The 17,974-nt window shown below is 55.6% G+C and carries 15 protein-coding genes and 1 pseudogene; 13 read left to right on the top strand and 3 right to left on the bottom strand.

Going from position 1 to position 17,974, the window contains the following annotated elements; all coding sequences use genetic code 11:
• The 3 genes and pseudogenes from OM794_RS22595 (at nucleotide 1) to OM794_RS22605 (ending at nucleotide 3,118) form a co-directional block, all read left to right on the top strand.
• Nucleotides 1–1,503 (top strand): tripartite tricarboxylate transporter permease, encoded by a 1,503-nt coding sequence (locus OM794_RS22595; protein ID WP_226249106.1) that lies wholly within the window; start codon nucleotides 1–3, stop codon nucleotides 1,501–1,503.
• A 74-nt stretch (nucleotides 1,504–1,577) separates the two neighbouring features.
• Nucleotides 1,578–2,240, top strand: a complete 663-nt coding sequence (locus OM794_RS22600; protein ID WP_226249105.1) for an HAD family hydrolase — start codon at nucleotides 1,578–1,580, stop codon at nucleotides 2,238–2,240.
• Nucleotides 2,241–2,324: 84 nt separating this feature from the next.
• Nucleotides 2,325–3,118 (top strand): annotated as a pseudogene (locus tag OM794_RS22605) (IclR family transcriptional regulator C-terminal domain-containing protein).
• Here the strand turns inward: OM794_RS22605 and OM794_RS22610 are convergent.
• Complete coding sequence (locus tag OM794_RS22610) at nucleotides 3,115–4,476, bottom strand: VOC family protein (protein WP_226249101.1); 1,362 nt, start codon at nucleotides 4,474–4,476, stop codon at nucleotides 3,115–3,117. The pseudogene OM794_RS22605 and the gene OM794_RS22610 overlap by 4 nt on opposite strands.
• 202 nt (nucleotides 4,477–4,678) lie before the next feature.
• Between OM794_RS22610 and OM794_RS22615 the strand changes: the two genes are divergently transcribed.
• Both OM794_RS22615 and OM794_RS22620 read left to right on the top strand, forming a co-directional pair.
• Complete coding sequence (locus OM794_RS22615; RefSeq protein WP_226249100.1) at nucleotides 4,679–5,533, top strand: DUF72 domain-containing protein; 855 nt, start codon at nucleotides 4,679–4,681, stop codon at nucleotides 5,531–5,533.
• A 155-nt stretch (nucleotides 5,534–5,688) separates the two neighbouring features.
• The gene (locus tag OM794_RS22620) at nucleotides 5,689–7,032 is read left to right on the top strand and encodes a sodium-dependent transporter (RefSeq protein WP_226249099.1); all 1,344 of its coding nucleotides are present in this window, start codon (nucleotides 5,689–5,691) and stop codon (nucleotides 7,030–7,032) included.
• Nucleotides 7,033–7,131: 99 nt separating this feature from the next.
• On the opposite strand, the gene OM794_RS22625 is transcribed toward OM794_RS22620, so the two are convergent.
• Nucleotides 7,132–7,347 (bottom strand): PA3496 family putative envelope integrity protein, encoded by a 216-nt coding sequence (locus OM794_RS22625; protein ID WP_226249098.1) that lies wholly within the window; start codon nucleotides 7,345–7,347, stop codon nucleotides 7,132–7,134.
• Between the two features lie 239 nt (nucleotides 7,348–7,586).
• Between OM794_RS22625 and hexR the strand changes: the two genes are divergently transcribed.
• The 3 genes from hexR to OM794_RS22640 all read left to right on the top strand — a co-directional run bounded on the left by hexR (nucleotide 7,587) and on the right by OM794_RS22640 (nucleotide 12,081).
• Nucleotides 7,587–8,441 carry a transcriptional regulator HexR gene (hexR, locus tag OM794_RS22630; protein ID WP_022521119.1) on the top strand — a complete coding sequence of 285 codons (855 nt, stop codon included), beginning with the start codon at nucleotides 7,587–7,589 and terminating at the stop codon, nucleotides 8,439–8,441.
• Nucleotides 8,442–8,659: 218 nt separating this feature from the next.
• A complete protein-coding gene (uvrD, locus tag OM794_RS22635; protein ID WP_226249097.1) occupies nucleotides 8,660–10,858 on the top strand; it encodes a DNA helicase II in 2,199 nt (732 codons plus the stop codon).
• Between the two features lie 128 nt (nucleotides 10,859–10,986).
• Nucleotides 10,987–12,081, top strand: coding sequence for a TRAP transporter substrate-binding protein (locus OM794_RS22640; protein WP_226249096.1), 1,095 nt, complete (start codon nucleotides 10,987–10,989; stop codon nucleotides 12,079–12,081).
• Nucleotides 12,082–12,157: 76 nt separating this feature from the next.
• On the opposite strand, the gene OM794_RS22645 is transcribed toward OM794_RS22640, so the two are convergent.
• Nucleotides 12,158–12,574, bottom strand: coding sequence for an acyl-CoA thioesterase (locus tag OM794_RS22645; protein WP_088698322.1), 417 nt, complete (start codon nucleotides 12,572–12,574; stop codon nucleotides 12,158–12,160).
• 208 nt (nucleotides 12,575–12,782) lie between these two features.
• Here OM794_RS22645 and OM794_RS22650 point away from each other — a divergent pair, with 208 nt between their 5' ends.
• The 5 genes from OM794_RS22650 to phoU all read left to right on the top strand — a co-directional run bounded on the left by OM794_RS22650 (nucleotide 12,783) and on the right by phoU (nucleotide 17,900).
• On the top strand, nucleotides 12,783–13,667 hold the full coding sequence (locus OM794_RS22650) for a PstS family phosphate ABC transporter substrate-binding protein (protein ID WP_226249095.1): 885 nt from the start codon (nucleotides 12,783–12,785) through the stop codon (nucleotides 13,665–13,667).
• Between the two features lie 130 nt (nucleotides 13,668–13,797).
• The gene (locus tag OM794_RS22655) at nucleotides 13,798–14,913 is read left to right on the top strand and encodes an ABC transporter permease subunit (RefSeq protein ID WP_226249094.1); all 1,116 of its coding nucleotides are present in this window, start codon (nucleotides 13,798–13,800) and stop codon (nucleotides 14,911–14,913) included.
• Nucleotides 14,910–16,334, top strand: a complete 1,425-nt coding sequence (gene pstA, locus OM794_RS22660; RefSeq protein ID WP_413229652.1) for a phosphate ABC transporter permease PstA — start codon at nucleotides 14,910–14,912, stop codon at nucleotides 16,332–16,334. The genes OM794_RS22655 and pstA overlap by 4 nt, the downstream gene beginning before the upstream one ends.
• Nucleotides 16,328–17,143 (top strand): phosphate ABC transporter ATP-binding protein PstB, encoded by an 816-nt coding sequence (pstB, locus tag OM794_RS22665; protein ID WP_226249093.1) that lies wholly within the window; start codon nucleotides 16,328–16,330, stop codon nucleotides 17,141–17,143. Before pstA ends, pstB begins: the two co-directional genes overlap by 7 nt.
• Nucleotides 17,144–17,174: 31 nt before the next feature.
• A complete protein-coding gene (gene phoU / locus OM794_RS22670) occupies nucleotides 17,175–17,900 on the top strand; it encodes a phosphate signaling complex protein PhoU (RefSeq protein WP_088698318.1) in 726 nt (241 codons plus the stop codon).
• Nucleotides 17,901–17,974: the final 74 nt, after the last annotated feature.

Below are 17,974 nucleotides of genomic sequence, written 5' to 3' on the forward strand. Positions count from 1 at the left end.
ATGAGTGATACCTTCTCCTATCTGCTCATGGCTTGGCTTGATCCAGGTCTATTGGGCTTAACTGCCCTTGGCGTTATCGCCGGTATTTACATCGGCGCTATTCCCGGCCTCTCGGTTACAATGGCCGTCTCTATTCTGATTTCATTTACGTTTTCTTGGGACATTAATAACGCGCTAGCGCTGATGGTGGGTATTTATGTCGGCGGCGTTTACGGCGGTTCGCGCACGGCCATTCTACTCAATATTCCTGGAGCCCCATCAGCCGTCACCACCGCCTTTGACGGCTACCCGTTAGCGCAAAAAGGTGAAGCGGGTAAGGCGATTGGTCTGAGTACTGTAATGTCGGTGATCGGTGGCTTGATCGGTGTTGCGGTACTCGCTGCTACGGCCCCGCACCTTGCCGATCTTGCACTTAAATTTGCCCCCCGCGACTACTTTTTAATCGCCATCATGGGTTTGCTATTGGTCAGCTCGCTATCGGGTAAATCGCTTGCACGCGGTATTTTCTCTGTCGCTCTGGGTGCCACCATTGGGTTGGTCGGTATGGACATGGTAACCGCCCAGCCACGCCTCACCATGGGCAGTATGGAACTGCTGGGCGGGATTCATTACGTGGTGGTTATGATTGGCCTGTTTGGTGTCGCGGAAGCGTTTTACCAGCTACATAATATGGCCAAAGTGCCCGTTAAACAGAACGTCGATAAGATCATTCCGCCCCTCAACATGGTGCTCAAGTTCTTACCGCTCTCTTTACGCACGTCTATTATCGGCGTTGTGGTTGGCGCACTCCCCGGTACTGGTGGCGATATTGCGTCACTGTTTGCCTATGATCATGCCAAGCGCACCGTTAAAAACCCTGAAGTGCCTTTTGGCGAAGGCGCGTATGAAGGGCTTGTAGCGCCTGAAACCGCCAATAACGCCGCAGTGGGTGGCGCTTACGTACCTATGCTGACCCTTGGCATGCCGGGTGATGCGGTCACTGCCGTTATTATCGGTGCACTAGTCATTCATGGCCTGAATCCAGGTCCGATGCTGATGATCGAAACACCCTATATCTTTTGGTTTACGGTTGGCAATTTAGCATTGGCCAATATTTTCCTGCTTATCTTTGGGCTAACCGGTATTAAGGTTTTTTCAAAGATTGTTGAAGTGCCTAAAGCCATTATGATCCCACTGATATTGGTGCTGTGCGTGGTAGGCACCTACTCGCTTAACAGCAGCATGACAGAAGTTTATTGGATGCTAGGCTTTGGCATTTTGGGCTACTGGTTGAAGATGTTTGGCTTTCAGATGGGACCGATTATTCTCGGCGTCATTCTTGGCCCGCTGCTGGATGAGTCTTACCGACAGGCCATGTCATCGGTCGGTGACAGCAGTACGCACTTCCTGCTCGCACTGGTGACCAATCCACTTTCATTAGTGCTGACCTCGGTGATCATGCTGGTTTTACTGGGCAATACTCCCCTCAAAAGTTGGTTATATTCACGCTTCAAACGTAGCTAACGTTCGTATAACGGTACTTATCGCCTAGGTATAGTGTCGTTTTTTGCTTGGAACCGAGCCAGCGGAGTAGTTCCGTGAGTGATGACAATACGATCCCTTCTTATGCATTGGTATTTGACTTCGATGGTGTTGTTCTCGACTCAGCAACCCTAAAGCGCCAGGCATTTGCCGATGTTTATCGTCAAGCGCCAGAAGCCCAGTACCGCGCCGTCGTGGCCTACCTTAGCCGTCGCGGCGGCCAGCCTAGAGAGGTCAAGTTTCGCCATATTGAAGAGCACATCCTGGGCAAACGAGCCAGTGATGCGCGTATTCAGGAGCTTTGTCGGCAATTTAAGGATAGTGTCGAAGAGCGCTTGCTCGCCGCACCGCCGATTCCTGGAGCACTAGAATTTTTAAGTGATTGGCACCACCTGCGGTCGCTATATCTGCTCTCTGCCACACCTGAACAGGAACTCAAGGCCATTGTGGAACAGCGTCAATTGGCGCTTTACTTCAAAGAGGTAGTGGGCGCGCCCCCGGATAAAGCCACGGGCTTACGCAACTTAATCAGCAGACACCAGCTAGCAGCAAAAGCCACCGTGATGATTGGCGATTCGTATAATGACTATCGCGCCGCACGCTCAAATGGAACACTTTTTGTTGGTGTAACGGCGAATCCCGCTCAGTCTCCCTTCCCAAACGATGTTGTCACGATTAAAGACCTATGCACATTGGTTCAAGCTCTCAACCTACTATAGCAAGTATCGCATATATGTTCGCTATTCGAACAATATGCTATATTGGTCTTTTAAATTTACGCCTATTCCGATGAGTGGACACCGATGGAAGAGCAGCTTCTGGATGAAATGTTAACCCCCGATGACCGTGACTTCGTGACAGCGCTGGCAAGCGGTCTGGAAGTAATTTTAGCCTTTGATGAAAGCCATCCAAGTATGACGCTTAGCGAAGTGGCCGCGCGCACTGGCATGAACAGGGCCAAGGCCCGACGCTTTCTGCTCACGCTCCACGCGTTAGGCTATGTACGCAAAAGCAGCGCTACTTTGAGCTAGCACCGCGAGTACTGCAACTGGGTTACTCGTTTTTGTCCGCCAATAACTACCGCAGCGCTATTCAGCAGTATTTGGAGGAGATCACCAACGAGTGTGGTGAGTCATCCTCTTTAGGCGTACTGGATGGCGATGAAGTCATTTATGTTGCTCGTTCAGCGGCCCGTCATCGGTTGATGGCGATTACGCTATCGATAGGTACTCGCTTACCCGCAGCACACACATCAATGGGCCGTGTTCTACTCGCTCAGCTTCCAGAAACTGAGCTGGATGCTTATTTAGAACGACTAACTCTAGAACGCTATACAGATAAAACCTTCACCTCTAAAAGCGAGCTAAAAAAGTGTATTCACAAGGCTCGCCAGCAAGGCTACGCCATTGCCGACCAAGAGCTTGATCCAGGCTTGCGCTCGCTGGCAGTACCGGCGTTTGATGCCAATGGCAAACTGTTAGGGGCTATTAATATCAGTACCAACGCAGCACGTATCGATTTAGACACGCTGCTCAAAGAGTACTTACCCCTGCTACAGTCAAAAGCACGCCTTATCCGCACCACCATTAGCTGCTAGCCCGCCAACTGCGCCAGCGCCTGTTCAAGCGATGCTTCCTGGCGCTGGGTATACAGCTCGATTTCATCGATGACAGCTCTCCCCAGGGCCTGCTCAAACGCCTGCTGGCTTGCGCTGCTGGCGTAATGATCATGACTGCTTCCACCCAGGTTGGATTGAAAAATACCGGCCGCGCTCACGGGTAAGAAGTCTTCATAAATCATCGGGGTAACTCTGAGGACACCTTGTTCGATCAAGCTATCCACCTGCTCAACTGAAATCGACCCTTTTACAGCTGCACCTTGAACCGCCTGATAGTGGAAAAACGCTAATCCTTCGCGACGCAGCGACTCATAGGCATCGGGAAACGCTTTAAACACCTCGGATAAATGTGCTTGATGGGCGTCATTATTGGCTACGGTGGGCGAGTTCTCTTTGGCAGTTGCCAGCAGGCGGTCATATAGCTCGCGCCCTTTGCGCGTTAATGCGATGCCGCGCTGTTCGATTTCGCCAAAGCGGGCGGTGTGTTTTCCCTCAGCAGCGTCAGCGAAAGCAATCGTCTCCTCCAGGGCTTTGAAGCTGGTTTGGCGGAGGAGGATTGGGCAGTCCCGGCGTGGCGGGCCTTCAATCGTCGCTTTAGGGTTAATGCCCACACGGGGCATGCGCCGCTGTACTTCATCAATATCCAGCGTTCGTGGCGTTAGGTGGTTTATATGCGGGCCGCGGAAGCAGACCACATCGGCAATTAAACGGTGTTCGGCATGCAAACGCTCATAGGTGGCCAAGTCGACCGTGGCGTTGTCGTGCCAGCGGAAGGTTTTCAACGCTTCCTGGACAAACTGCTTGGCATCGTCGGCGCTTAGCCCTCCCTGCTGTTCAAAACGCTCGATCAGCATTTTGACGTTGGCAGTGAAGATATCGCGGGCTTTTAAAATTTCACTCGCCTGCTCTCTTAGTTCCGCCTTTTCGATCAGCTCAAGGCGCAGCAAAGACGTAAAGACACGAAAAGGATTACGCTTAAGCGCACTATCCGCCACTGGCCGAAACGCAGTGGAGTGAACCGGCACGCCCGCCGCGGCTAAATCATAGTAGCCGACTGGTTCCATACCCATCACGGCGAACATGCGCCGCAGCATGGCAAGTTCGTCTGGGCTACCCACTCGAATAGCACCGTGGCGTTCAACGTTGATACGCGCCAGCTCATCGCTCTGCTTTAATTCACTGTTAAGTGCAGGATTAGTGGCGAGTACCTCTTGATTAACCGCCTCCACCAGCGACAGCAAGGTGCCGTATTGCGGCACCTCCTGCTGATACATTGCCGACATGGCGCGGGAAAACTGGTCGCGAATTTCATCACTGCTAACGTAAGCTGAACTCATCGGGCTGTCCTGTTTGTAAACGGCGATACCGGCCCATAAAGGGTGACACCTACATAGTAGCGCTATCGCCGTTTTAACAATTTCACTTTTTCCGCGCCTTGCTATAAATAAAAGCCATTTACACGCCGCCCTCAGCCCTTAACAGGAAGGCACCCAAACCTGTTAGATTAGCGCTCGATCTTGTTGACGCAGGCAGGCATCCATGACGCTTCCTCTTTATTTAGGCCTGCCTATGTGGGCCAATCAAGATTGGCTGGGCAACCTTTATCCCCGCCATGCCAAAACTGAGCTGCTCAGCGATTACGCGACGGTGTTTTCCAGCGTTGAGGGCAACACTACCTTTTATAGCGGTACCCCAAAGCCGGACACCATTGCGGCCTGGGCGCGTCAGGCACCGTCCCACTTTCGCTTCTGTTTTAAATTACCTGCCAGCGTCACTCACGACCAACGGTTAACGCGGTTAGAGGAGGCTTGGGCATTTTTAGCAGCACTAGAACCGCTGCACGACCGCCTTGGGCCAACCATGGTGCAACTACCACGGGATTTCGGCCCCCAAGAGCTTCCTCAGCTCGAAGCGCTGCTCGCCGCTTGGCCTGCCCATTTGCCTTGCGCGGTAGAGGTTCGCCACCCAGAGTTTTTCCACAAGGGAGCCGCTGAAATAGCCCTTAACCGCCTGTTGATAACTTATTCCGCCAATCGCGTGATGCTTGACGTACGCCCGCTCTTCTCAACCCCGTCAAATGGCCATATGGGCTTGGCCCATGCCCAGCAAGAAAAGCCGAAACTCCCGCTACACGTGCTTTCCACGGCAAATTTTCCTGTCATTCGATTCATTGGCCATATTGACAAAACGATTAACAGCAGCTACTTCACCGCTTGGAAAGAGCGCCTAAAGCTGTGGATAAATCAGGGGAAAACCCCTTTCTTATTTGTGCATACTGCGGATAATCGCGAGTCTCCCCACATGGCTCGTATCCTCTATAACGCGCTAGGAGAAGTGACGCCCTTACCCGCTCTTGGCCCCTTTGCTGGCGAGAAGCAAAGCCAGCTGTTTTAACACACCTTTTTAGGTCAGCTAACTGGCATGCTCGGGATTGATCAGATAAATTGCGCTTACTTTCGGAAAAGTACGCTGGCAATGACGCAATTTTCCGAAAACTAGCGTGTTCAACACGCAGTGACTTACACAACAATCGACTTAATGGGTGATGTATGGCGAAGCTTGCGCATGCGCAGTGGTCATCGCGAATGACCTTTGTGCTGGCCGCCGCTGGTTCAGCGGTGGGTCTAGGCAATATCTGGAAATTTCCGTATATGGTGGGTGAAAGCGGCGGCGCTGCTTTCGTATTTGTGTATTTGCTCTGTATCGCGCTGATCGGCTTACCCATTCTTGTCTCTGAGTGGCTATTGGGGCGGCGCGGCCAGAAGAACCCCGCCAGCACCATGTCAGAGCTGGCACGCACGGCGAAAAAACCCAAAGCCTGGGCCATCGTGGGCATTAGCGGCATTGTTGGTGCCTTCTTGATTTTGTCGTTTTACAGCGTGATTGGCGGCTGGTCGCTCTACTACACCGTCAACTCGGTGAGTGGTGCTTTTAGCGGTCAAGGTGCCGATGGCATCGGCGCGCTATTTAATGGCATGTTGAGTAACCCTGGGTTGCTGCTGCTGGGCCACTCCGTGTTTATGCTGCTGGTGATCGGGATTGTCGCCCGTGGCGTTACCAAAGGCCTTGAAGGCGCTGTACGCATTCTGATGCCAGTCCTCGCACTGCTGCTGGTCGTGCTGATCGGTTACGGCATGACGACCGGCTACTTTGGCGAAGCATTGACGTATATGTTCAACCCGGACTGGAGCAAGCTCTCAGCAGAAACCGTGCTAGCCGCCTTGGGCCACGCCTTCTTCACCCTCTCATTGGGTATGGGCATCATGATGGCTTACGGCTCTTATCTGGGCAAAGAGATCGATCTGCTGCAAACCGCCCGCACGGTCATCATCATGGATACCGTCATCGCGTTAGGAGCAGGTTTAGCCATCTTCCCGATCGTCTTTGCTAATAGCTTGGATGTCGCTTCGGGCCCTGGACTGATTTTTGTCACCCTGCCGCTGGCTTTTGGCAACATGGGAGGCGGAACGATTTTGGGGTTGATGTTCTTCTTGCTGCTGACGTTTGCGGCATTAACGTCGGCCATTTCACTGCTTGAGCCCGTAGTGGAATTCATTGAAGAGCGCACGCCGCTAAGCCGTGTCATGGCTACCGTTGTGGCCGGTGTGGGTGCTTGGTTACTGGGTATTGCGGCGCTGCTGTCATTCAATGTGTGGAGCGAACCGGTGTTGTTTGGACTGGGCGTGTTTGACCTGCTGGATACGCTGACCAGCAAAATAATGCTGCCGCTAACGGGGCTGGGCGCGATTCTATTCACCGCTTGGTGCCTGGAGCGCAGCAGCGTGGAAGATGAACTGGGTCTTTCAGCGACCGGCAAGAGCGTATGGAACATCATCGCGCGCTATATAGCGCCCGCTGGCGTTATTGCCGTGTTCGTAACAGGGCTAATCTAAGCTTACGCTTAGCTTATTGCCAAGGCCCTGCTAACCGGCAGGGCGGCGCGATTGTGGAGAGATAACCGTTGCGCACTTAATCTCTTGGCAGCCTTACAATTAGTGCAATTCGCTCTCTTGCCGATCTTCATCAGGCAAGGGGGCGATATCCCGCGATAGTTTTTGAAACTCACGATGAAGCTCAATACCCCGCCGCGCTCTTAAGCTGCGTTGAGCTGCGCTGCGCTGGCGTTGAGCATGCTCATCCACTTCCATACTCATAAAGATGTCGAGCAATTCGCTTTTAACCGAGGTGATTCGTTCGACGTTTTTCATAATCGACGTTCCTCCAGATGAATATGCCTTCGTCCACCTGCATCCGTGACGACTGTTATGATGCAGTGCGGCACTTCAATTATTACTATAACCTACTTGACAAAATGATGACCAATCTTAAAAAAACTGACTAACGACCTTTAAACGCTGTTGGAAGGCTGCCTAATAGTTCGTGGCCCTATGGACTCATTAAGGCATACTGTTGATTACCTGTTGGTTGAGCACCCAAGGAGCTGAACGTGAGTCGCGCCCTGTTTGATGAAATGAGACGCCGCATGGAGCACTTTCGACGCTCCGAACAAAAAGTGGCGCGGTTTGTACTGCGCAACCCCGAAGAGGTCATCCACATGCGTATTGTGGATCTGGCCACCGAAGCCACCGTTAGCGAACCTACCGTGGTGCGCTTTTGCCGTGCGCTGGGGTGCAATGGCTTTCAGGACTTCAAACTACAGCTGGCGCAAATGCTGGCCAGCGGCAGTCAGTTCGCGCAGTTCTCCATGAACGATAGCGACTCGGTCGCTGAATTTTCCCACAGCATCTTTGACTCGACCGTGGGTACGCTACTCTCGGTTCGTGACCGGTTGGATAACGACGCCCTGGGCCGTGCAGTCAACGCCCTGGCGATGGCCAATCGGGTCGAGTTCTATGGTTTTGGGGCCTCCGGCGCGGTGGCTTTTGATGCTCAGCACAAATTTTTCCGGCTACAAATTTCCACCTCCGCCTACGCCGACCCGCATATGCAGAATATGTCGGCGGTGACCTTGAACGATGGCGACGTGGTGGTGGCCATTTCCCAAACCGGCCGTACCAAAGCGTTGGTCGCCAGCGTGCGCTTGGCTCGCGAAGCGGGCGCGACCGTCATTGGCCTCTGCCCCAGCGGCTCGCCGCTCGCCGAAGAGGTCAGCCTGCCGCTGTATATCGATGTTCACGAAGACACCGAAATCTACACCCCGCTTAGCTCGCGGATTGCCCATTTGGTGCTCATCGACGTACTGGCAGTCGGCGTGGCCAAAACCCGCGGCCCGAAACTCGCCGAACAGCTTAAAGCGGTTAAAAAGAGCCTTAATACGCTGCGCTTTCCTGAAGAGTCCTAGACTTTACCAATACATTCTGGTTAACCGGGTGCGAGGGCAGGTTGAAGCGAGGGTCTTTTGACAGGGATGTCAAAAGTAGCGCCCACGGATGGGTTCACAGCGCCCTCGCGGAAACCTGCCCTCACACAGAGGCGGGAAGATTGCCACACCTGTATACACAGCCAGTTCGCTGGCTGTGCTAGACTAGCCGCCTATTTTTTGATCCGGCAGCGGCTACTATGGACGACGTCACGGCGATTCTCGATCAGCTCAACTCCGCCCAGCGCGAAGCAGTGAGCGCTCCCCAAGGAAATCTATTGGTGCTCGCAGGCGCAGGCTCCGGTAAAACCCGCGTGCTGGTTCATCGCATCGCCTGGCTGATGCAGGCCGAGGGGCTTTCACCCTACGCGCTGCTGGCGGTCACCTTTACTAATAAAGCCGCCAAGGAGATGCGCACCCGCCTTGAGGCGCTGCTGAGCATCTCGATGCGCCATGTGTGGGTAGGCACCTTTCACTCCATCGCCCACCGGCTGCTGCGCACCCACTGGCAAGATGCCAGGCTTCCCCAACACTTCCAGATTATCGATTCTGATGATCAGCTACGCTTGGTCAAACGGCTGCTGAAAGATTACGCCATCGACGACGAACGCTATCCGCCCCGCCAGGTGCAGCACTTTATCTCCGGCTGCAAAGAGGAAGGACTGCGCCCGCATCAGGTCAACGTCGATGGCGATGCCTACATGGGTCAAATGGTTGAGCTCTACGAGCGCTACCAGCTCACCTGCGAACGCGGCGGCCTGGTCGATTTCGGTGAACTGCTGCTGCGCAGCCTGGAGCTACTACGCGACAACCCGGCGCTGTTAAACCACTACCAGGAGCGCTTTGGTCACGTACTGGTGGATGAGTTTCAGGATACCAATACCCTGCAATACGCTTGGCTAAAACTGCTCACCGGCATGAAGACACCGATGACTGCGGTGGGCGATGATGACCAGTCGATCTACGGCTGGCGCGGTGCCAAGGTGGAGAATATCAGCCGCTTTGAGCAGGAGTTTCCGCAAACCCATACCGTGCGACTCGAGCAAAACTATCGCTCCACCAGCGCCATTCTGGAAGCCGCCAATACGCTGATCAGCCACAACAGCGAGCGCATGGGTAAAAACCTGTGGACCGACGGCATCGAAGGCGAGCCGATCTCGATCTACGCCGGGTTTAACGACCTGGAAGAAGCGCGCTATATCGTCGATACCATCAAGGAGAAGGTCGAAGAAGGCTTTAACCGCCGCGATATAGCCATTCTCTACCGCTCCAACGCCCAGTCGCGGCTGCTGGAAGAGACGCTGATTCGCCAAGGCATGCCCTACCGTATTTACGGCGGTCACCGCTTCTACGAGCGCCTGGAAATCAAGAATGCCCTGGCCTACCTGCGTCTGATGCTCAACCGCGATGACGATGCCTCCCTTGAGAGGGTGATTAACGTACCCACCCGCGGCATCGGCACACGCACGGTAGAGATTGTTCGCCTGCGCGCCCGTGAACAAGGTATTCCGCTGTGGCAGGCTCTCCACGATGCGATTAACGACGGCACCTTGAAAGGCCGCGCGGCCAATGCTATGCAAACCTTCGCCAACCTGATTGAGCAGCTCGATAACGATGCTTCGGGCATGGCGCTACACGAGATTATCGATCACGTTACCGTGCATACCGGTTTGATCGAGCATCACAAAAGTGAGCGCGGCGAGAAAGGCCAAGCGCGGGTCGAGAACCTGGAAGAGTTGGTTACCGCTGCCCGTGCCTTTACCCAAGGCGATGTCTTTGAAGCGCCTGAAGCGGGCGAAGGCATGGCGGCACTGGAAGCATTTCTCTCAGAGGCCGCTCTTAACGCAGGCGACCACGAAGCCGAAGAGTTTGAGGACAGCGTACAGCTGATGACGCTGCACTCCGCCAAAGGCCTGGAGTTCCCCGTAGTATTTATTGCCGGTGTCGAGGAGGGGCTGTTTCCACACAAGATGTCCCTGGAAGAGCCGGGTAGGCTCGAAGAGGAGCGCCGGCTCTGTTACGTCGGCGTCACACGCGCTATGCAGAAGCTCTACCTCACACACGCCGAAACCCGCCGCCTGCACGGCAAAGAAGTGTTTCCACGCCCGTCGCGTTTTTTGCGCGAGCTGCCGCCGCACCTGCTCGAAGAAGTCCGCCTGCGGGGGCATATTTCCCGCCCGGTCACTGCGTCGCGCACCTCTTTCGCTCAGCAAAGCGTCGAGAGCAGCGGCGATATGCCTAGCCTCCACGTTGGCCAGGGAGTTGAGCACCCGGTGTTTGGCGAAGGCATTATTCTTAATGCGGAAGGTGAAGGTGCCCGCGCCCGAGTGCAGGTCAGCTTTGAAGGTGAAGGCGTCAAATGGTTGGTACTCGGCTTTGCCAAGCTGACACCGCTTTAAGCCGCTAAGCGCGGGCGTTGAGCGCTATGGCTTGCCGAGTAAAACCCGCTTAGCGCATACTGGCGGACGGACACTGCGCTTTTTGCGCGCTGACAAAAAATCCTATAATTTCCGGAGTTTTGCTCGCCATGCAACGCCGTAACTTCCTTAAAACCGTCGGCCTAGGTGCTGCCGGTGTCGCTGCTGCCCCTTTTGTAACCCCCTCTAGCGCCCGCGCTCAAGAGACCTACACCTGGGACATGGTCACCTCGTGGCCAAAAAACTTTCCCGCCCTAGGCACCGGTGCGAATGATTTCGCCCGCCGGGTAGAACAGCTCTCTAACGGCCGCATGCAGATCCGCGTCCACGGCGCGGGTGAACTAGTGCCCGCCCTGGAAGTATTCGACGCCGTGGCTGTTGGAACCGCTGAGATGGGCCACTCTGCCTCTTACTACTGGCGCGGAAAAGTGGCTGCCTCGCAGTTCTTTACCGCCGTGCCGTTCGGCATGACCACCACCGAAATGAATGCCTGGTTGTATCATGGCGGTGGCCAGGAGCTGTGGGATGAGATCTATGCCAATCACAATCTGAAGCCGTTCGCCGTGGGCAACACTGGCGCGCAGATGGCGGGCTGGTTCAAAAAAGAGATCAACTCACTAGACGATATGCAGGGGCTGAAACTGCGTCTGCCAGGTCTGGCCGGTGAGGCCATGAATAGCATTGGCGTTAGCACCGTCACTATGCCGGGGTCGGAAATCTTTACCTCGCTGCAAACCGGCGCGCTGGATGCCGCTGACTGGGTAGGGCCGTATAACGACCTGGCGTTTGGTTTGCATCAGGTAGCTGACTACTACTACACCTCGGCGTGGAACGAGCCCTCTGCGGTTCTGGAAGGCACGATCAACCTGGATGCCTGGAATTCGCTGCCGGAAGACCTGCAGGACGTGATCCGCGAAGCTGCACGGGCGTCTAACATGGCCATGATCAGCGAATTTGCCTTCCGCAACGCCCAGGCACTGGAAACACTGGTCGATGAGCATGGCGTTCAGCTACGCACTTTCCCCGAGGACGTAATGGCAGCGCTTTACACCTCATCGCTGGAAGCGATTCAGCGTCAGGTCGATAGCGACGAAGAGTCACGCCGTGTTTACGAATCTTACTCTGCTTTCCAGAAGCTGCTACGTCCGTTCAGCGATGTGGGTGAGTACGCCTACCTCAAGAACCGCGATAACGTCGACGGTTAAAGCAAGTAAACGAAGCACGGCAAAAGGGCGCACTAAGCGCCCTTTTGCTATTTCAAGTAAGCTCTTTTGAGGTGTATTAGTCGCTATGCACCGCTCGGATGCGCCCATTATCGTCCAGCGCGACCATCACAAAGCGCGCCTCGGTGACTTTCTGGCGCTCCTCTATGCGTTGCCCATGGGGAGGACGCACCCAAACTTCCACATCAATCTTGATTGAACTATGGCCAATGTCTTGTACCTGGGTGTAAACGCTGACCATCGAGCCAACGCGCACAGGGCTTAAAAAGTCCATGGCTTCAATCGCCACGGTCGCCGTTCGCCCGCCCGCTTCACGCCCGGCCGCCAGTTCAGCGGCTTGATCCATTTGATTGACCAGCCATCCCCCGGGTATATCACCATAAAAATTGGTATCTTGGCGGGAAGCCAGTAATTTTAATGTTAGTTGGCCTTGAGGGGCGGGTACATCGTCCAAATCGGTTTCCAGGAGAGTCATGAGTTAGTCGCTTAGTCAGTTTATTGTTGTAAACGTTGCAGAGAGTCACGTTGTTTAGGCGTGTTGCTGCATCGCAACACAAAGAAGTAGTTTCAGTTAACCATAAGAGGACGCTTGTTTGAATACTCGTTGGACGACTCTTTTCAATAAGGGGGGGGTAACTTTCGCTGTTTGGCGCACTTTATTGAGCTGGGCGGTGGTTATCCTGATGCTGTTACCCGCCCTAGCCGGGGGGCAACCCGCCACTATCAGCGGTACTTTGGGCGCTGTGGGCTCCGACACGATGGCGGGGCTAATGCTGCGCTGGGGCGAAACCCTCACCACCCGCTATCCAGAGGTAAAGCTGCAGTTTCAAGCCAGCGGCTCGGCCAGTGCGCCCACGGCGCTGATGGCAGGCACCACCCGGCTGGGCCCGATGTCTCGCCCGATGACCGGCGAAGAGCGCGATAACTTTATCGAGCGCTACGGCTACCCACCGCTGGAATTGAAGGTCGCCCGTGACGCGCTTATCGTTGTTGTACACCGCCATAACCCGCTGCGCGCGCTAACCCGTCAGCAGGTGGATGAGATCTTCTCAACCTCACTGGCCTGCGGTGGCGAGGCGCCGATCAGGCGTTGGGAGCAACTGCCAGCGACCCGTGACTGGTCATTTGGCAGCATTGCGCTGCATGGACGCAATCTTGCCTCGGGCACCCATGGGCTGTTTCAACAGCGGGCCTTATGCGGCGGACGTTTTCGCAACGATATCAGTGAACACCCCGGCTCATCGGCAGTGGTCGCCGCCGTTGGCGAATCAGCCAATGCGATGGGCTACGCCGGGTTTAACCACCTCACCCCGGCGGTGCACGCGTTGAGCCTGTATAACGATGAGGGCATTGCGATACCCCCCAACGAAGCGGCGATACAGAGCGGTGATTATCCGCTGTCGCGCTATCTATACCTCTATGTGAACCTACCGCCTGGCGAGCGGCTTCCCCCCGCTGAGCAGGCGCTGCTGCGGTTGATTATGTCCGATGAGGGCCAGCAGATTGCGCGCGCATCCGGCTTTGTCCCGTTAACCTCCAGTGTCCTTGACGACCAACAAAGGTGGTAAACCACTGTCATCTAACTGACACATAATTGTCTTAGGGTAGGGAATCTGTCTATGTCTGTTTTTCGTTACATCTTGTTTTCACCCCATTTGGTCAGCGCTATGATCACCTCGGTTTTGCCATGATATCCACATGACCCTACCTCGGTTACCCTCTTCTCGACAGCCGCTTAGACTGCTGAAAGACCGCATGGCCACTGGTTTAATTACCGCTGGCGGTATAGGTGTGCTGCTGGCAATCCTGGCTATCGGTGTCTTTTTGGTGTGGGAAACCCTGCCGCTGTTGGCGATTGGCGATACCTTCGCGCTGGCTAAGCTCTCTCCCCTGGCATGGGGCACCCTCAAAGCCGCACTCGCCGCGCTGCTGTTCGCCATTCCCGTGGCCTTGGGGGCAGCCATCTACTCTGCGCTGTTTATGTCAGCGCGCCTGCGCTCGCGCATCAAGCCGGCGCTCGAAATGATGGAGGCGATCCCCGGGGTCGTGGTGGGCTTTATTGCCGGGCTTATTTTGGCACCTTGGGTCGAGCGTCATCTCGCCAGTGCTTTGATGCTGATCATTTGGCTCCCGCTTAGCGCCGCGCTAGCTGGTTTACTCTGGCAACTGGCCAAATCACGCCTTCGCCGCCGATTAGCGTTTTCCTGGGCAGGCCTTTGGCTAGTGCCCTGGCTTGTCTTCATGGTGGCGATAGCGCTATGGCTCGCGCCCTGGTTGGAGCAGCAGTGGTTAGGCGGTGATCTGCGCCAGTTGCTCGACCAGCGCTACGGCATGGATTACGCCGCCCGCAATGCGCTGATTGTTGGTATCGCCATGGGTTTTGCCGTTATCCCCAGTATCTACTCACTGGCGGAAGACGCGCTGGCCGATGTGCCCTCGACCTTAATAGAGGGCGCCCAGGCACTGGGGGCCAGCCGCTGGCAGGCGCTGTGGAAAGTGGCGCTGGTGGCAGCGGGCCCAGGCATTTTCTCAGCGATAATGATTGGGGCGGGCCGGGCGGTAGGTGAAACCATGATCGTACTGATGGCCAGCGGCAATACGGCCCTGTTTAGCGCCAACCCCTTCGAGGGTATGCGCTCCATGGCCGCGGCTATTGCCATTGAGCTGCCTGAAGCGTCCCCCGGTGGCCAGACCTATCATCTGCTGATCTTGGCCGCCCTGGTGCTGTTTATCTTCACGTTTCTGGTTAACACCCTTGCCGAGGTCGTCCGCCAGCGCTTACGCCGCCGCTTCCGCCAGATGGGGGGCACATGATGACCTCTGCGTCCCACGCCGCCTCTCTTTGCCGTCGTTTTAGCCGGGTAAATAATGTATGGCCATGGCTTTGCGCAGCCAGCGTAGCGCTCTCCCTGCTGATGCTGGGCGCCCTACTCACGCTACTGCTGGTACGCGGGCTCGGTCACTTCTGGCCCGCCACGCTGGAAGAGATCACCCTTAGCTCGGGTGAAACCTTTGCTGGCGAAGCCGTGCGCGAGGTCGCGCTTCCCCAACAGGCGGGGGAAGAACGACTCTACTTCACCGGCAATCAGGATATTGAGGGTGTTCGCTGGCGCTGGGTGGCGATTGATGAAATTGTCGAGCGCGCCCAACCCAAGGATCTGATCCGCATCGAGCGCAGCCCCTGGGGAGATTTTATTGGCCGTTTGGTGGCTATTGAGCAGGGCGACCAGCGCTGGCAGGGAGACGCCGCTTGGCAACAGTTGGCGACCCTATTAACGCTACCCGCCAACCAGCGCCAGGAGAGCCAGCTACTACTCACTACCGTGGATGGCCAAATTCTGCGTCAACCGCTGGCCAGCGTGGTGAGCGCACAAGCCCCCAATGCCATGAGCGGGTGGCAGAAAACGCGCGCCTGGGTGGAGGCAGTGTGGCGGTTTTTAAGCGAGGGCCCACGAGCAGCCAATACCGACGGTGGCGTCTGGCCCGCCATATTTGGCACGGTGCTAATGGTGATTTTAATGTCGGTAATGGTGACCCCATTTGGCGTGCTGGCCGCTATTTATCTCAATGAAATCGCTCACCAGGGGCGACTGACCCGGCTGGTGCGTATTGGCGTGCGCAATCTGGCCGGTGTTCCGTCAATCGTGTACGGGGTATTTGGTTTGGGGGTGTTTGTTTACGGCATCGGCGGTTCGCTGGATGAATGGTTTTTCAGCGATACGCTGCCTTCGCCCACCTTTGGCACCGGCGGCCTGTTATGGGCATCACTCACCCTGGCACTGCTGACCCTACCGGTGGTGATCGTGGCCACAGAAGAGGGACTGGCGCGGATTCCCGAAGCGCAGCGGGAAGGTGCCGTGGCACTCGGCGCTACGCGCTTAGAGATGCTCACCCGTATCGTGTTGCCCATGGCGGCCCCCGCCATGCTGACGGGCGTCATTCTAGCAGTTGCCCGCGCGGCCGGCGAAGTGGCGCCGCTCATGCTGGTTGGCGTTGCTAAGCTGGCGCCTCAAATGCCCATCGATGGTGAGTTTCCTTACCTACATTTAGAGCGCAAGTTCATGCACCTTGGCTATCATTTATTTGATACCGCCTTTCACGGCGAAGATGTGCAGGCTGCCATCCCATTGGTTTACGCCACGGCACTACTTTTAGTGTTAATTGTGCTGGTGCTTAACCTAACTGCCATATTTCTGCGTCATTATCTTAGGCGTCAACGGGGAAACGAATGCTAGCGTCATTACATTCAGCTAATACCTCTCAGGCACCAGTGGCGCACTTTTCGTCCGAGCACAGTTGCCTGAGCATCGATCACTTTAGCCTCGCTTATGCGGGGAAAGAGGCGTTGCGCGACTTAACCCTGAGCGTTCCCCGACATCGTGTCACCGCCTTCATCGGCCCGTCAGGCTGCGGTAAGTCGACGCTGTTACGGGCCATTAACCGTTTGCACGATCTTAATGAGTCGGTATCCCACAGCGGTCAAATCATGCTGGAAGGGCAAGATATTCATAACCCGCACATGAATGTAACCGAGCTGCGGCGGCGTGTCGGGATGGTGTTTCAAACGCCCAACCCCTTCCCCATGTCGATCTATGAAAATGTGGCCTTTGGGCTACGACTGCAACAGCGCATGCCCAAGCGCAAAAGGGACGACATTATTGAGTGGGCGCTTACTTCAGCCGCTCTGTGGGAAGAGGTAAAAGATCGCCTACACCGCTCCGCCTGGCAGCTTTCCGGTGGCCAGCAGCAGCGCCTGGTGATTGCCCGTACCTTGGCCGTACAGCCCGACGTGCTGCTGCTTGATGAACCTGCGTCGGCACTCGACCCCATTTCAACCCTCAAAATTGAGGAGTTGATCCGTAACCTCAAATCGGAGCTAACGCTGATACTGGTCACCCACAATATGCAGCAGGCAGCGCGCGTATCAGATTACACCGCCTTTTTGCATCAAGGTGAGCTCGTTGAATACGGGCCTACCGATCAAGTCTTCACCAACCCCCGTTTGCAACGTACCGAAAACTACATCACCGGCCGCATCACCTAGGCCTTAGCGACGGAAACGTCAGGAGTGCTCCATGGATATTACTAGCGACTCTCACAGCCAGCATATCTCTCGCCAGTTCAACCAGGAGCTGGAAGAGCTGAAGACCCACCTGATGGCCATGGGCGGTCTGGTGGAAAAACAAGTGCAGGATGCTGTCTTTGCCCTCCTGGAGGGCGATACTCGCTTAGCCGAGCAGGTGCGTGACAATGATCGTCAGGTCAACGACCTGCAGTTGCAAATCGACGACGAGTGTACCCGCGTACTGGCGCGCCGCCAGCCTGCAGCATCCGATCTGCGCCTGGTACTGGCCGTCATTCGCGCCACCTCAGACCTTGAAAGGATTGGCGATGAAGCCAGCAAAATCGCCCGCAACGCGCTGCTACTGAGTGAAAACACCAGCACCATTCGCGGCTTGGTGGAAGTACGTCATATCAGCGAGCACGTGCGTAAAATGCTGCGCGATGCGCTCACCGCCTTTGCCCGCTTTGATACTGACCTGGCCATGCAGGTCGTGCGTGAAGATGAGTTGGTAGACGACGAGTACAGCAGCGCTATGCGCTCGCTAATGACCTTTATGATGGAAGACTCGCGCTCTATTACCTCGGTACTCAGCATCATGTGGGTACTGCGTGCGCTGGAGCGGGTGGGTGACCACGCCGATAACCTCGCGGAGTACGTGGTTTATCTCGTCAAAGGACTGGATATTCGCCATAGTGACACCGACGATCTGGATCCGAAGGTACTAAAAAAGTCTTGACCTGATAGGGCTTTCCTCCTGCAATACGTCCAGGCTGCTAAGCGGTCTGGACGTTTGAATCACGAGGAGCTCAC

The sequence above is a fragment of the Halomonas sp. BDJS001 genome (assembly GCF_026104355.1).
In the GTDB taxonomy this organism is placed as follows: Bacteria; Pseudomonadota; Gammaproteobacteria; order Pseudomonadales; family Halomonadaceae; genus Vreelandella.